General features: G+C 64.2%; 14 protein-coding genes and 2 tRNA genes. 3 read left to right on the forward strand and 13 right to left on the reverse strand.

The genetic code is table 11. The annotated features are described in order from the left end of the window. Positions 1-40 precede the first annotated feature (40 nt). From FE851_RS03970 to cyoA, 8 genes are all read right to left on the reverse strand, one after another. A tRNA-Gly gene (locus FE851_RS03970) sits at positions 41-114 on the reverse strand. A 50-nt stretch (positions 115-164) separates the two neighbouring features. Beyond that, positions 165-698 (reverse strand): response regulator transcription factor, encoded by a 534-nt coding sequence (locus FE851_RS03975; protein ID WP_017181375.1) that lies wholly within the window; start codon positions 696-698, stop codon positions 165-167. Beyond that, positions 688-2,013, reverse strand: coding sequence for an ATP-binding protein (locus FE851_RS03980; protein WP_107125198.1), 1,326 nt, complete (start codon positions 2,011-2,013; stop codon positions 688-690). The genes FE851_RS03975 and FE851_RS03980 overlap by 11 nt, the downstream gene beginning before the upstream one ends. Then, positions 2,010-2,708 carry an SURF1 family protein gene (locus tag FE851_RS03985; protein WP_145199956.1) on the reverse strand — a complete coding sequence of 233 codons (699 nt, stop codon included), beginning with the start codon at positions 2,706-2,708 and terminating at the stop codon, positions 2,010-2,012. Before FE851_RS03985 ends, FE851_RS03980 begins: the two co-directional genes overlap by 4 nt. Then, entirely contained in the window at positions 2,705-3,079 is a 375-nt protein-coding gene (gene cyoD, locus FE851_RS03990; protein WP_019053820.1) for a cytochrome o ubiquinol oxidase subunit IV, read from the reverse strand. Before cyoD ends, FE851_RS03985 begins: the two co-directional genes overlap by 4 nt. Then, positions 3,076-3,720, reverse strand: coding sequence for a cytochrome o ubiquinol oxidase subunit III (gene cyoC / locus FE851_RS03995; protein WP_145199959.1), 645 nt, complete (start codon positions 3,718-3,720; stop codon positions 3,076-3,078). Before cyoC ends, cyoD begins: the two co-directional genes overlap by 4 nt. A gap of 5 nt (positions 3,721-3,725) precedes the next feature. Continuing rightward, complete coding sequence (gene cyoB / locus FE851_RS04000) at positions 3,726-5,744, reverse strand: cytochrome o ubiquinol oxidase subunit I (RefSeq protein WP_145199962.1); 2,019 nt, start codon at positions 5,742-5,744, stop codon at positions 3,726-3,728. Positions 5,745-5,915: 171 nt separating this feature from the next. Next, entirely contained in the window at positions 5,916-7,055 is a 1,140-nt protein-coding gene (cyoA, locus tag FE851_RS04005; protein ID WP_145199965.1) for a ubiquinol oxidase subunit II, read from the reverse strand. A 164-nt stretch (positions 7,056-7,219) separates the two neighbouring features. Between cyoA and FE851_RS04010 the strand changes: the two genes are divergently transcribed. Beyond that, positions 7,220-8,554, forward strand: a complete 1,335-nt coding sequence (locus FE851_RS04010) for an MFS transporter (RefSeq protein WP_017184231.1) — start codon at positions 7,220-7,222, stop codon at positions 8,552-8,554. A gap of 31 nt (positions 8,555-8,585) precedes the next feature. Here FE851_RS04010 and FE851_RS04015 read toward each other — a convergent pair whose 3' ends face one another. Together FE851_RS04015 and FE851_RS04020 are read right to left on the reverse strand one after the other, a co-directional pair. Further along, positions 8,586-9,431, reverse strand: coding sequence for a glycosyltransferase (locus FE851_RS04015; RefSeq protein ID WP_145199968.1), 846 nt, complete (start codon positions 9,429-9,431; stop codon positions 8,586-8,588). Positions 9,432-9,436: 5 nt separating this feature from the next. Beyond that, a complete protein-coding gene (locus FE851_RS04020) occupies positions 9,437-10,708 on the reverse strand; it encodes an ammonium transporter (RefSeq protein ID WP_145199971.1) in 1,272 nt (423 codons plus the stop codon). A 109-nt stretch (positions 10,709-10,817) separates the two neighbouring features. Here FE851_RS04020 and FE851_RS04025 point away from each other — a divergent pair, with 109 nt between their 5' ends. After that, entirely contained in the window at positions 10,818-11,519 is a 702-nt protein-coding gene (locus tag FE851_RS04025; RefSeq protein ID WP_145199973.1) for an NAD-dependent deacylase, read from the forward strand. Between the two features lie 171 nt (positions 11,520-11,690). Here FE851_RS04025 and FE851_RS04030 read toward each other — a convergent pair whose 3' ends face one another. From FE851_RS04030 to FE851_RS04040, 3 genes are all read right to left on the reverse strand, one after another. Further along, a complete protein-coding gene (locus FE851_RS04030; RefSeq protein WP_145199976.1) occupies positions 11,691-12,719 on the reverse strand; it encodes a FecR family protein in 1,029 nt (342 codons plus the stop codon). Continuing rightward, positions 12,643-13,242 carry a sigma-70 family RNA polymerase sigma factor gene (locus FE851_RS04035; RefSeq protein WP_145199979.1) on the reverse strand — a complete coding sequence of 200 codons (600 nt, stop codon included), beginning with the start codon at positions 13,240-13,242 and terminating at the stop codon, positions 12,643-12,645. The genes FE851_RS04030 and FE851_RS04035 overlap by 77 nt, the downstream gene beginning before the upstream one ends. 177 nt (positions 13,243-13,419) lie before the next feature. Then, positions 13,420-13,617, reverse strand: a complete 198-nt coding sequence (locus FE851_RS04040) for a hypothetical protein (protein WP_017184225.1) — start codon at positions 13,615-13,617, stop codon at positions 13,420-13,422. A gap of 127 nt (positions 13,618-13,744) precedes the next feature. Here FE851_RS04040 and FE851_RS04045 point away from each other — a divergent pair. Then, a tRNA-Leu gene (locus FE851_RS04045) sits at positions 13,745-13,829 on the forward strand. Positions 13,830-13,864: the final 35 nt, after the last annotated feature.

Genomic DNA, 13,864 nt, shown 5'->3' on the forward strand with positions numbered 1-13,864 from the left:
CCCACACAAGCGAGGGCACGGCATTTCGCGATGGTGGGATTGGAGCGGGTGAGGGGAATCGAACCCCCGTCGTCAGCTTGGGAAGCTGCTGCTCTACCATTGAGCTACACCCGCGTTCGACCGCCCATTGCCACGCGGGAAATGCGCCGTCAACCGATTGGGCGTCAGCCGATCTGGCGCTTGGCGAGTTTGCGGGCCAGGGTGCGGCGGTGCATGCCCAGGCGGCGGGCGGCTTCGGAAATGTTGAACTCGCTGTCCTTGAGCGCTTCATGGATATGTTCCCACTCCAGCGTCTTGATCGACGTCGGGCGGGGGGCGAGCGGGATGGCGGTGTCGCCGCCGGACCGGGCGAAGGCGGCTTCGATGTCGTCGCTGTTGGACGGTTTGGCGAGATAGTTGGTGGCGCCCAGCTTGATCGCCTCTACCGCGGTGGCGATGCTGGCAAAGCCGGTCAGTACGACGATGAGCATGTCGGGATCATGGGCATGGAGCGCCTGGACGCAGACCAGCCCGGATTGCCCGCCCAGCTTGAGGTCGACGACGGCATAGCCCGGATCATGATCCGCCAGCAATTGCACGACCATTTCCTGACTGTCGGCGATCAGCACGGTATAGCCGCGCCGCTCGAACGAGCGTTTGAGCGTCTTGGCGAAGGCGTCGTCATCCTCGACGATCATGAGCAGGCGGTTATCGGTCATCGCTATCCTCCCCGATCGCGAGCGTGCCAAGCGGCAGGCGCAGCAATATCAGCGCGCCGCCATCCGCGCCATTGCTGGCGCTAACGCAGCCGCCAAGCTTTCGCACGACATTGACGACCAGGAACAGGCCAAGCCCGCCGCCCTGGCGCCCCTTGCTGGAGCGATAGGGCTTGCCGAAATCGGCCAGCATGTCCGCGTCGAACCCCGGTCCATTGTCGCGCACGGCAATGTTGAGCCACTGGCTTTCGCGCCCGACCAGCAGGTCAATATAGGTTGCGCCCGCCTCCCGCGCATTGTCGAGTAGGTTGGTGATGGCCTGCCGGATGACGGGATCAGCGACGATCCGCGGATAATCGTGCGGGCCGAAATCGCAGCGCAGCGGCATCCCCGGATTGGCGGCGCGCCAGCCCTGCGCCATGCCGTCGATGAAGGCGCGGACATTGGTGACCTGCGGCGCTTCGCCACGGGCTTCGCCCGCCGACAGCAATATGCCTGACAGGATCGCCTTGCACCGGGTGACGGCGGCCTGCATTTCCTCCACTTCTTCGACCAGTGCGGGGTGGGTGGTGATTTCGGGCATGTGCCGCCAGTCGCCCAGTACGACCGCGAGCGAGGAGAGGGGGGTGCCCAGTTCATGCGCCGCGCCCGACGCCAGCAGGCCCATGCGGACGATATGCTCTTCCTCCGCCGCCTGTTGCCGCAATTGCGCCAGATAGGCTTCGCGCGCCGCCAGGTTGCGGGTGACGCGGGTCATGAACAGCACCAGCAACACCGCGATCATGGTGAAGCAGACCCAGGTGCCGATGATGTGCAGATCGAACAGGCGGCCCTCCAGCGCGTCGCTGAGGTCCAGCGGGCGGTAGAAAAAGGCGAGACCGGCGGCGCACAGCACGGAGATCGCGACGATGCCCCACACGCTCCAGCGATGGAGCAGCACCGCGCCCAGCGCGACCTGGAGCAAATAGAGCGAGATGAACGGATTGGTCGCGCCGCCGCTCATATAGAGTTGGGCAGTGAGCGAGAGGACGTCGAACAGCAGCGCTAGGAACAGTTCGGCATGGGTGATGTCGGTGCGCCGCCGCAATATGGCGAGGCTGGCCAGGTTCACGCCGGCCGCGATGCAGGGGACGACCAGCATCGGCACCATCGGCAGGCGGATGCCCATGCCGTAATGGACGATCAGGATGGTAGCGACCTGACCCGCCAGCGCGATCCAGCGCAACTGCACCAGCAGCGCCATATTCTTGCGCCCGGCAGCGTCGGCTGGCCACTGGCTGGGCAGCCAGCGGGCGGCGATCGGCAGGCGCAGGGTCATGGACGGCGGCTTTGACGCATGAGGAGGATATAGGCGCCCGCGACCATGGCGGCCAGACTGAACCATGTCAGCGCATAGACAAGATGATTGTTGGGGAAGCGGATGACGGTGAGGCCGCCGACGGGCAGGGCGTCGGGCTGTGGCCCGGCGTCGGCGTCGATGAAATAATCGGCGGTCGCGGGCAGGGTGCGCGCGGCGGCGATGGCGGCGACATCGCGCGAATACCAGCGGTCGGCGGCGGGATCGTTCGACCGCAGGAAGCCGCCGCCCGGCTCTGTAAGACGCAGCAGGCCGGTGATGCGGACCGTCCCTGCCGGGCGGGCGTAGCGGGTGCGGGCGTCGTGCGGCACGAAACCGCGATTGACCAGGAGGATCGAGCCATCGGGGCGGCGCAGCGGGGTCAGCACCCAAAAGCCGGGGCCGCGCACGGTGGAAGCCTGCACCAGCGTCGCCCGGTCGTGCAGGAAGGTGCCGGTGGCGCGCACGCGGCGATATTCGTCGGCGTTCGTCGCGCTCCCCGGCGCGGCGACAGGCGCGGCGTGGATGCGCGCGTCGACGCGGGCGATCAGGTCACGCTTCCACGCCAGCCGCTCCACTTGCCACACGCCCAATGCACACAGCCCCGCAAACAGCAAGGCGGCGATCAGCGTCAGGCCGACGGGGAAACCCGCCCGGCCCTGGCTGTGCGATGTCACGGCATCTGGCTCATGTCATGCTCCATATGGGGCATCATATTGTTGTTAAGATGATACATGACCCACATCGAGCCGGACAGGGTGATAACCACCAGCACCAGCGTGAAGAGCAGCGCCATCATCGACCAGCCGCCTTCCGAGCGGGTGTTCATGTGCAGGAAGTAGATCATGTGGACGATGATCTGCACCATGGCAAAGCCCATGATGACGAAGGCGGTGACCTGCGGATTGGCGAAGGTCTGGTTCATGACCAACCAGAAGGGAATGGCCGTCAGCAGCACCGACAGGCCAAAGCCGATCATGTAGCTGCCCATGGTGCCGTGACTGCCAGACCCATGGTCGTGATCGTGGCCGTGATCGTGCGCGCTCATCGCAGCATCCCCATGAGATAGACGAAGGTAAAGACGCCGATCCAGATGACGTCGAGGAAATGCCAGAACATCGACAGGCACATCAGGCGGCGCTGGTTGGCGGCGATCAGACCCTTTTGGCCGACCTGCACCATCAGCGTCACCAGCCAGATGATGCCGAAGGTGACGTGCAGGCCATGGGTGCCGACCAGCGCGAAGAAGGCTGACAGGAAGCCCGACCGTTGCGGGGTTGCGCCTTCATGGATGAGATGGGCAAATTCGTAGAGTTCGATGCTCAGGAACGCCAGGCCGAACAGGCCGGTGATGGCGAGCCAGGCCTGCGTCGGGCCGACCTTGTCCTTCTCCATCGCCAGCATGGCAAAGCCATAGGTGATGGACGAGAAGAGCAGCATCGCGGTGTTGAGCGCGACGAGATTGAGGTCGAACAGGTCGCGCGGTCCCGGCCCCGCCGCATAATTGCCGCCCAGCACGGCATAGATGGCGAACAGGCAGGCGAAGATGAGGCAATCGCTCATCAGGTAGATCCAGAAGCCCAGCGCCGTGCTGGACCCTTCGGGATGATGCGGATCTTCGCCCAGATGGAAGAGCGGATTGCCGTCATTGTCGAGGAAGGCGGGGTCGATTGCGGATCGTGTGGCCATGATGCTTAGCCCTGTGTTGCGAGCAGCGCGCTGCGCTCGCCCTCGGTACGCTCGACCACATCCTTGGGGATGGTGAAGTCGCGCTTGTAGTTGAACGTATGCCCGATCGCGACCGCCAGTATGGCGACGAAGGACAGGCCCGCCAGCCACCATATGTACCAGATCATCCCGACCGAGAAGGCGACCGACAGGCCCGCGATGATGATGCCGGTGCCGGTGTTGGACGGCATGTGGATGGGGGCATAGCCGGTCAGCGGACGCTCATAGCCGCGCTTCTTCATGTCCGCCCAGGCGTCGCCATCATGGATGACCGGGGTGAAGGCGAAATTATAGTCGGGCGGGGGCGAACTGGTCGCCCATTCGAGCGTGCGCCCGTCCCACGGATCGCCGGTCGTGTCGCGCAACTGGTCGCGATTCTTGATGCTGACGGCAAACTGGATGAGCATGCAGGCGATGCCCCCCGCGATCATCACCGCGCCCAGCGCCGCGATCTGGAACCAGATTTGCAGGCTGGGATCATCGAACACGCGCATCCGGCGGGTGACGCCCATCAGGCCCAACACATAGAGCGGCATGAAGGCGACCCAGAAGCCCACGACCCACAGCCAGAAGCTGCGCTTGCCCCATGTCGTTTCCAGCCGGAAGCCAAATGCCTTGGGCCACCAATAGTTGATCGCCGCGAACAGGCCGAACAGGACGCCGCCGATGATGACATTGTGGAAATGGGCGATCAGGAACAGCGAATTGTGCAGCACGAAATCCGCCGGCGGAACGGCGAGCAGCACGCCGGTCATGCCGCCCACGGTGAAGGTCAGCATGAAGGCGACCGTCCACATCATCGGCAGTTCGTAGCGGATGCGCCCGCGATACATGGTGAACAGCCAGTTGAAGAGCTTGGCCCCGGTGGGGATGGAAATCACCATCGTCGTGATGCCGAAGAAGCTGTTGACGCTGGCGCCCGAACCCATGGTGAAGAAATGGTGCAGCCAGACGAGATAGCTGAGCAGCGCGATGACGATCGTGGCGTAGACCATCGAGCTGTAGCCGAACAAGCGCTTGGACGAGAAAGTGGAGGTGACTTCGCTGAACACGCCGAACAGCGGAAGGATGAGGATATAGACTTCCGGATGGCCCCAGATCCAGATCAGGTTCACATACATCATGGGGTTGCCGCCCATGTCGTTGGTGAAGAAGGCGGTGCCGACATAACGGTCGAGGCTGAGCAGCGCCAGCACGGCGGTCAGCACCGGGAAGGCGGCGACGATCAGGATATTGGCGCAGAGCGACGTCCAGGTGAAGATGGGCAGCTTCATCATCGTCATGCCCGGCGCACGCATCTTGACGATGGTGGCGATCAGGTTGACGCCCGATAGCAGCGTGCCGATGCCCGCTATCTGCAAGCCCCAGATATAATAGTCGACGCCCACGCCCGGCGAATAGGCGATGCCCGACAAGGGCGGATAGGCCAGCCAGCCGGTGCGGGCGAATTCGCCCACGAACAGCGACATCATGACGATGATGGCGCCCGCCGTCGTCATCCAGAAGCTGAAATTGTTGAGGAAAGGAAAGCTGACGTCGCGCGCGCCGATCTGGAGCGGGACGATATAGTTCATGATCCCCGTGATCATCGGCATCGCGACGAAGAAGATCATGATGACGCCGTGCGCCGTGAAAATCTGGTCGTAATGATGGGAATTCAGATAGCCTTCGGAGCCATTGAAGGCCATCGCCTGCTGAAGCCGCATCATGATCGCGTCGGCAAAGCCGCGCAGGAACATGATCAACCCCAGGACCATGTACATGATGCCAATGCGCTTATGGTCCACGGTGGTGAACCAGTCGCGCCACAACATGCCCCACAGCCGATATTTGGTGATGAGGCCCAGCACCACCGCGCCGCCCAGCGCGACCATCACGAAGGTGCCGACGACGATCGGCTCATGCAGCGGGAGCGAACTCCAGTCGAGCCGACCGAAGATCAGCTTCCAGATGCCGCTATTTTCGGAGGCGGGATGCGGGGACATGGACGTTAGGGCCTTGCAAGGGGGAAGGGGGTGTTGGCTCGGAATTGATCCTCCCCTGCAAGGGGAGGTGGCAGGGCGAAGCCCTGACGGAGGGGTGTCGCCCTATCGTGAGGGCGACACCCCTCCACCGGCTCCGCCGGTCCCCCTCCCCTTGCAGGGGAGGAATGAACATCACATGCCATGGCCACCCCCATGCCCCTCATGATCCTGCTGCCCCGGCGCTTGGTTGCCGCGCTCGGCGGGGGTGCGTTCGGCGGCGGGCGTCATGCCTGCGGGCTGGGCGATCTCCCCCTTCTTGCCGGGTTCGACCGGGTGATAGCCGCCCACGTCGATGGTGCCGTCATGACGCAGGCCAGCCGTGTCGCGGGCCGATTCCTTGCCCGCCCCGCCCTGGGCGTCTGTCATCATGATCTGGTCCATGCAGCGCTTGCCCGGTTGCACGCACATATTGAGCGCGGCGTGGAACAGGCGGGGTTCGACGCTGGCGAAATAGATCGGCTTTACCTTTTCGCTGGGCTGTTCCAGCTTCACATAGGTGGCGCGGTCCAGCCTCTGGCCGCTGGCCTTCACGCGGGCGACCCACTGGTCAAAGCCGCGCTGGTCCATGGCGTGGAATTTGAAGCGCATGTTGGAAAAGCCGGCGCCCGAATAGTTGGCGGAAAAGCCGTCGAAGGTGCCGGGCCGGTTGGCGACCGCGTGCAGGCTGGTCTGCATTGCCGGCATGGCATAGATCTGCCCGGCGAGCGCGGGCACGAAAAAGCTGTTCATGATCGATGCGGACGTGATCTTGAATTCGATCGGCTGGTCGATCGGCGCGGCCAGTTCATTGACTGTGGCGATCCCCAGTTCCGGATAGATGAACAGCCATTTCCAGTCGAGCGCGACGACTTCGACCTGCAGGCGCTTTGCCGCTGGATCGACCTTGCGCTGTGGGTCGAGCCGTTCGACCGGGCGATAGGGGTCGAGCAGATGGGTGCTGGTCCAGGTGACCGCACCCAGCGCGATGATGATCAGCAGCGGCGCGGACCAGATCAGCAATTCCAGGCTGGTCGAATGGTCCCAGTCGGGATCATAATCGGCGGCCTGCGCCTTTGCGCGATATTTCCAGGCGAACCAGGCGATCGTGCCCATCACGGGCACCACGATCAGCAGCATCAGCGCGGTGGCGATGAGGATGAGGTCGCGTTGCTGCATTGCAACGTCGCCCGACGGGGCCATGACCACCCAGTTGCACGCCCCCAGCGGCAGCAGCAGAACGGGCGCGAATCGGCGCAGAATTGCGCGGCTTTTGGCGGGCGGTCGAGCGATCATGGCCTCCGTCTAGTCAGGAAGTTACCGGGGCGACATTGGACCTTTTGTCCTATCCCTGTGCGGTTGCGAAATAGGGCATGGGTCTATTTGACAAGCCGATGATTCGCCATGCAACGAAGTAGGGCGAACAATCGTTCCCGCAGCATGAAGGCCCTTTTCACGCCATGACATCCGCGACGACAACGCCCAACAAGACGCAGGCGGAGCATGACGTGCGCAATCTTCATGCGCATGGCGACAAGAAAATCGCGCCGACCGAGATCGCCATTGGCGTCATCATCGGGCGGACGTCGGAATTTTTCGACTTTTTCGTTTATGCCATCGCGTCCTGCATCGTCTTTCCCGCCCATGTGTTCCCCTATCTGTCGCCGCTGCAGGGCACGCTCTGGTCCTTCGCCATCTTTGCGCTCGCCTTTGTGAGCCGGCCGATCGGGTCGGTCATCTTCATGGCGATCGACCGCGCCTATGGCCGCGGGGTGAAGCTGACCATCGCGCTGTTCCTGCTTGGCGGATCGACCGCGGCTATCGCGTTCCTGCCCGGCTATGCGACGATCGGCCATTGGTCGGCCGTTCTGCTGGCGCTGTTCCGCGCGGGGCAGGGGGTCGCGCTGGGCGGCACCTGGGATGGTCTTGCATCCTTGCTCTCGCTCAACGCGCCGCAGAGCAAGCGCGGCTGGTACGCCATGATGCCGCAACTGGGCGCGCCGCTGGCGCTGATGGTGACGGCGGGCCTGTTCGCCTTCTTCCTGTCGACTTTGTCGCGCGCCGATTTCCTCGATTGGGGCTGGCGCTATCCTTTCTTCGTCGCGTTCGCGATCAATGTGGTGGCGTTGTTCGCGCGGTTGCGGATCGTGGTGACGGAGGAGTTTTCGCGCCTTTACGAAAAGCGTGAGCTTCAGCCATCGCTGGTCATCCCGACCGTGCGCAGCGAAGGGCGCAACATCGTCATCGGCGCTTTTGCCCCGCTGGCCAGTTTCGCGCTGTTCCACATGGTCACCGTGTTTCCGCTGTCGTGGATCGCGCTCTACACCGACCAGCCGCTGGAGCGCTTTCTGGTGATCGAGGTGATCGGCGCGTTTGTCGGCGTGCTGGCGATTATCGTGTCCGGCTTCGTCGCCGACATGATCGGTCGGCGTCGGTTGCTGGGCTTTTCGGCGGTCGGCATCGGCTTTTTCGCGGTCGCCGCGCCGCTGCTGCTGAATGGCGGCGATTTGGGCGAGGTCGCCTTCATGGTGCTGGGCTTCATCCTGCTTGGCCTCAGCTTTGGCCAGTCGTCCGGCGTGGTAGCCTCCAATTTCCGTACCGCGACCCGCTATACCGGGTCGGCGCTGACGTCGGATCTTGCCTGGCTGGTGGGGGCGGGCTTTGCCCCGCTGGTCGCGCTGGCGATTTCTGCGGAGTTCGGGCTTGCGGCGTCTGGCGCCTATCTGCTGTCGGGTGCGGTCGTCACCGGCCTGGCGCTGTTCGTGAACAAGGAACTGGCGGGCAAGGATCGCTAACCCGTTTGCCAGCCCAGGCGGGCGGCGGGGCTTAGAGCGCGTCCCGCATCCGGGCCAATGCCTTGCGGTCGAACCAGGCGCTGATGCCGCCGCGCGGGCGGAAGCGGGGGAGCCAGTCGGGGTAGAGGCTGGAAAGGCGCGGGGGCAGGCCGTCCGGTCCCTGCCGGGTCATGATGTCCGACACGATCCGGTTCTGGTAGAAGCGGACCGAATAGTTAATCAGCCTCTTATACTGCATCGTCCAGGTGGACGGGCGGGTCAGGCTGACCTGTTCGCAGGCAAAGCCCGCGCCGTCGCAGGCGATCACACGGGTAACGTCCCAGCCGCTATCCTTTTGCAGATCGGTATGCGCCCAGGCCGCGACCAGCCCATCATCGCCGATCAGATCGTCAGGTAGGCGCAGGCCGCGCATGCGGATCGCACCGACGAAGCGCCCCGACAGCGCGTAGAGATCGCCAAACAGCCCGCCCTCCGCACGCAGATTGCGGCGATAGGTTTGCGCCATCCGGCCATTGACCGGCATACCGGCGGCGGCATTGGCATGGGGGTGGGCGGCAAGGTCCGCCACCAGCGCGTCGATCGACCCGCTCTGTATCTCCGCGTCGCCATCCAGAAAGACGACGGCCTGCTCGCTACCGTTCAGCAGGTCATGGACCAGATGGTTCCAGGTCCGCGACTTGCCGCCTGCGGCAATGTCATGAACGATGACGTTCGCCCGCCCGCCCGCCGCTTCCCGCGCGCGCACCACGGTGGCGTCGGTGGTGCCGTTGACCAGCACATGGAACAGCGTATCCGCCCGGTCGAGCGGCAGCGAGCCAAGGCAGGTGGCGATGCGCTTTTCTTCCTGATGGGCGAAAATGGCGACGGCAACGGTCATGGCGTTTAGCGGAAATCCCAGCCCTGCTGGCCGTGCTGGCTGGCGTCGAGGCCGTCGGCTTCTTCCTGCGCGCCCACGCGCATCGGCAGCACCATCGACACGATCAGCGCAGCGATGGCCGTTCCGATCATCGCCCAGAGCGCGACGATGGCAAGACCGGCAAGCTGGCTGAGCAGCGCGGCGCTCAGGCTGACCGGCACTTCATAGCCGACCCCGCCCAGCAGCGGCAGGACGAAGATGGGGAGCAGCAGGACGCCGGTGAGGCCGCCCAGTCCGTGCACCACGAACACGCCCGCCGGATCGTCGATCCAGCGCGCCGCCAGCCCGCCGCCGATGCGGCAGACAATTGCTGCAATCACGCCGATCATCATCGCGCCGCCTGTGCCGACCAAAGCAGCGCTGGCGGAAATGGCGGCGATGCCCGCCAGGGCGCCGGACAGGATGCCGGTGGCGCTGGTGCGCGCGCCCAGCAGCCGGTCGAGCAAGGCCCAGAGCAGCGCGGCGGCGCAGGCGGCAAAATGATAGTTCAGTATGGCGGTCGCGGCGTCATCGGTCGCGCCCAGCGCCCAGCCGCCGACCACGCCCGACAGGCCGATCCACAGCAATGCGCCGCCCGCCAGACCGAGTACGGGCGAATGGCCGGGGTCGGAGGCTTCGCGCCGCCGCCCGGCGATCAGGGCCAGCGTCAGCGCGGAAAAGCCCGCAACGCCATGCACGACCAGCCCGCCCGCAAAATCCAGCACACCAAGGTCGGCGAGCCAGCCGCCGCCCCACACCGCATGGACGGTCGGCGCATAGACCAGCAATAGCCAGAGCGGCGCGAAACCGATCAGCCAGCCCAGCCGCGCCCGTTCCGCGACTGCACCGATCAGCAGACTGGCGGCCAGCAGGGCCAGCGCCATCTGGAACAGGACGAAGGCGGATTCGGGTACGGTCATCCCGTCGCGCAATTGGCCCAGATTGGCGAGCAGCAGGTTCGCGCCGCCGCCCAGCCATGCGCTGCCGGGCGCATAGGCGATGGAATAGCCCGCGATTGCCCAGACCAGCGACACGATCGCAATCACGGCCGCGCCTTGCGTCATCACCGACAGAGCATTGCGCACATTGACCAGCCCCGCATGGCGCAGCATCAGCCCCGGCAATGCGGCCAGCAGCACCAGCAGCGCGCAAAGGATCATCCAGCCGGTATCGCCACTATCGGCGACGGCGACCTGCGCAAAGGCCGGCTGCGGCAGCGCGAAGGCGGCGATCATGGGCAGGGTCTGGGCAAAACGCATGGGGCATGTTCCGGCTTTAATAATGCGTCGGGGTCTAGCCCGGACGGGGTAAAGACTTCGATAAGCAGGAGCATGGCGTTGACGCGGCGCATTGGCTAGGCTGGGCGACATGAACCCGGACATACGCAATGTCGTCATTCTCACCGGCGCGGGGATTTCCGCCGAAAGCGGGCTTGCCACCTTTCGCGGGCCGGACGGATTGTGGGAAGGGCATCGCGTCGAGGATGTCTGCACGCCCGAAGCGATCGCGCGCAATCCCGCGCTGGTGCATCGCTTCTATGACGAGCGGCGCGCGAAGCTGGACGAGGTGGCGCCCAATGCCGCGCATGTGGCGCTGGCGGCGCTCGACAGGGCATGGCCGGGCGAATTGCTGATCGTCACGCAGAATGTCGATGACCTGCATGAACGGGCTGGGGCGAAGCGGCTGATCCATATGCATGGCGCGCTGCGATCGGCGCTGTGCGCGGCGTGCGGGAAGGCGGTGGCATGGAGCGGATCGCTGCCCCCCGGATCGGTATGCGATGGCTGTGGCAAGCCCAGGCTGCGGCCCGACATCGTGTTCTTTGGCGAAATGCCCTATGAGATGGACGCGATCGACGATGCGCTGCGGCGCGCGGACCTGTTCGTGTCGATCGGCACGTCCGGCGCGGTCTATCCGGCGGCAGGTTTCGTCCAGACCGCCCGCCATGTCGGTGCGCGAACGCTGGAACTCAATCTCGATCCGTCGGCGGGCAGCTATTATTTCGAGGAAAGCCGGCTGGGACCGGCGAGTGTGCTGGTGCCGGAGATGGTGCGGGAGTTGTTGGGGTAGGGCAGGCTATTGCCCGAGCGGGTTTTGAAACTGATGCGTCCCGGGCGAAATCCCCACATCCGTTCGTTTCGAGCGAAGTCGAGAAACCTGCTCACCACGTTTCTCGACTTCGCTCGAAACGAACGGATCAAGATGTAGGCATCACGCTTTTATATTGGTCCGCCCTGCGCGTCACAAGCCGACCCCATTGTCCGCCATCGCCGGCTCTTCGTCGCGATAGAGCAGCATGACCGAGCCATCCTCGCCCGTGACCGCGCGGATGGGGAGGCTCAGTTGCAGGGCAGAGAGGAATTCGCGGCTGTCGCTGATGCGGAAGCGGCCGCCGATTCGCAGCGCCGACACCCGCGTATCGCCAATCAGGATCGGCGCGGTGCGGTAGCGGTTGAACTCGCCGGCCGCCTGCTCGATGGTTTCGCCGTCCAGTTCGACCATCTGTTCGCGCCAGGCCGTGCGCTGGCCAACCAGCTTGGGGTCCAGCCGGGTGAGCGCGATGGTGCGCGGCTGGATCACCGCGCCGCTGCCTGCGCTGACGCGCTTTTGCACATTGTCGCCCGAATGGACGGTGACGGTGCCGTGGGTGACGGTGAGTTCGACGATCGAGGGGCGCATCCGCACGTTGAAGGCGGTGCCGACCGCGCGGATGACCGCCGATCGTGCTTCGACGTCGAACGGGCGTCCGGCGTCACGGGCGACATCGAAAGAGGCTTCGCCCTTCAGGATACGCACTTTGCGGCCATTGTCGGTGAAGCGGACTTCGGCTTCGCTGTCGCTGTTGAGGTGCAGGGTCGATCCATCTTCCAGCGCGATGTCGCGGATCTGGCCGATGCCGGTCTGGAAACGCTCCACCCCGCTGAACGTGCGGACGGTGACGATGGCGGCGACGATGAAGAGCATGACCGCAACGGCGGCGGCGACCATGACGTTGCGCGACAGGCGGCGCTGCTGTTCTTCGCTGACGATCTGCGCCAGCGGGGGCAGGGTGACTTCGGCGGCGGCGCTTTTTAGTCGCTCGGCCGCTTCCCATGCTGCTTCGGCACGGGCGAACGCAACGGCGTGGCTGGGGTCAGCCTCTACCCATGCGCAAATTTCGGCTTCGTCCTGTGGGCTGGGATCGCTGTTAAGCCTAGCCAGCAGGCGCGCTGCTTCCGCTTCGATCGCGGCCCTGGTCCCGCAGCTTGATCCTGGCTCCGACCCCTGCACGTTCGAAATCCGTTTCCTCACGTTCTGCCCAGGCCCGCATAACTATCGCGATGGCTTTGGCCAGATGTTTTTCAACAGTAGAAACGGATAGGGACATCTCCTCCGCTATTTCCAGCATGGATTTTTCGTGGATGCGGCGAAGAATGAACACGCGACGGCACTGGGCAGGCAGCGACTCGACGATGACCTGCACCTGACGCAGCGCTTCGCGGGCGTTCAATTGCGCCTCGATCGTATTTTCGCCGCCCAGCAGTTCCAGGTCGGCCATGGTTTCGAAGCTGACCACCTTGTTACGGCGGGCGGTGTCGATGACGAGGTTGCGGGCGATGGTGAAAAGATAGGCGCGGCCTGTCGTCACATTTTCCCAACTTTCCGTCGCATAGGCGCGGGTCATGACTTCGGCGACCATGTCGTCCAGTTCATGGGTGGAGGGCAAAATGCGTCGCAAACGACCGCGCAATGCTGCTTCCTGTGGCAGGATGACGGTTTTGAACCAATCCAGTTTTGCGCGAACCCTATGCACGTCGACCCCCTATTTTGTCAGCCGCGCCTCTCCGTCATTTCTATTTGTAACAATTCAATCATGCTTGCAGGGGTCTGTCCAGCGGCGGGGCCATCATATTTTAACGATCAACCAAAAAGGTTCCGCAAAGTGACATAAAAATTGTGGATATGTTGGCCTCTCGGCCGAAAATTGCGCTCAATCCGGCGGCACTTCGGCTGGCGCGCTGTCTGGCTGATCATAATCGGGGCCGACCGGCACGATCTCGTCCGGCTCCGTCACCGGCAATTCCTGCGGAGTCGCAGGGGCGGGGGTTTCGGGCGGCGACTGCGGGTCGATAATGTCCGGCGGGGGCACGCCATCGGGGTTGGGTGTGGGGTCGGGCTGGGTGGCCATATCTACTTCTCTCTGTTAAGGGGGTGGAGAGGTTACGCATGGGTCGTCGCCCCGGTTCCGCGACCCGACTCACTATCCCTTGCCCTTGCCCACGCTTTTCTCTATGCCGCGCCGACCGGCGACCGATGCGGGCGTGGCGAAATTGGTAGACGCGCCAGATTTAGGTTCTGGTATCGCAAGATGTGGGGGTTCGAGTCCCTTCGCCCGCACCAGTATGCCACCTGCGGCAGCGCCACCGAAATTCAGC

The sequence above is a fragment of the Sphingobium sp. B2 genome (assembly GCF_007693735.1).
Lineage (GTDB): Bacteria > Pseudomonadota > Alphaproteobacteria > Sphingomonadales > Sphingomonadaceae > Sphingobium > Sphingobium xenophagum.

What these genes read in the sequence shown, in the direction of transcription:
- FE851_RS03980 (WP_107125198.1), bottom strand. Translation starts at nt 2,013, where the DNA reads ATGACCCTGCGCCTGCCGATCGCCGCCCGCTGGCTGCCCAGCCAGTGG.
- FE851_RS04015 (WP_145199968.1), bottom strand. Translation starts at nt 9,431, where the DNA reads ATGACCGTTGCCGTCGCCATTTTCGCCCATCAGGAAGAAAAGCGCATC.
- cyoA (WP_145199965.1), bottom strand. Translation starts at nt 7,055, where the DNA reads ATGATCGCTCGACCGCCCGCCAAAAGCCGCGCAATTCTGCGCCGATTC.
- cyoD (WP_019053820.1), bottom strand. Translation starts at nt 3,079, where the DNA reads ATGAGCGCGCACGATCACGGCCACGATCACGACCATGGGTCTGGCAGT.
- FE851_RS04010 (WP_017184231.1), top strand. Translation starts at nt 7,220, where the DNA reads ATGACATCCGCGACGACAACGCCCAACAAGACGCAGGCGGAGCATGAC.
- cyoB (WP_145199962.1), bottom strand. Translation starts at nt 5,744, where the DNA reads ATGTCCCCGCATCCCGCCTCCGAAAATAGCGGCATCTGGAAGCTGATC.
- FE851_RS04025 (WP_145199973.1), top strand. Translation starts at nt 10,818, where the DNA reads ATGAACCCGGACATACGCAATGTCGTCATTCTCACCGGCGCGGGGATT.
- FE851_RS04040 (WP_017184225.1), bottom strand. Translation starts at nt 13,617, where the DNA reads ATGGCCACCCAGCCCGACCCCACACCCAACCCCGATGGCGTGCCCCCG.
- FE851_RS04020 (WP_145199971.1), bottom strand. Translation starts at nt 10,708, where the DNA reads ATGCGTTTTGCCCAGACCCTGCCCATGATCGCCGCCTTCGCGCTGCCG.
- cyoC (WP_145199959.1), bottom strand. Translation starts at nt 3,720, where the DNA reads ATGGCCACACGATCCGCAATCGACCCCGCCTTCCTCGACAATGACGGC.
- FE851_RS03975 (WP_017181375.1), bottom strand. Translation starts at nt 698, where the DNA reads ATGACCGATAACCGCCTGCTCATGATCGTCGAGGATGACGACGCCTTC.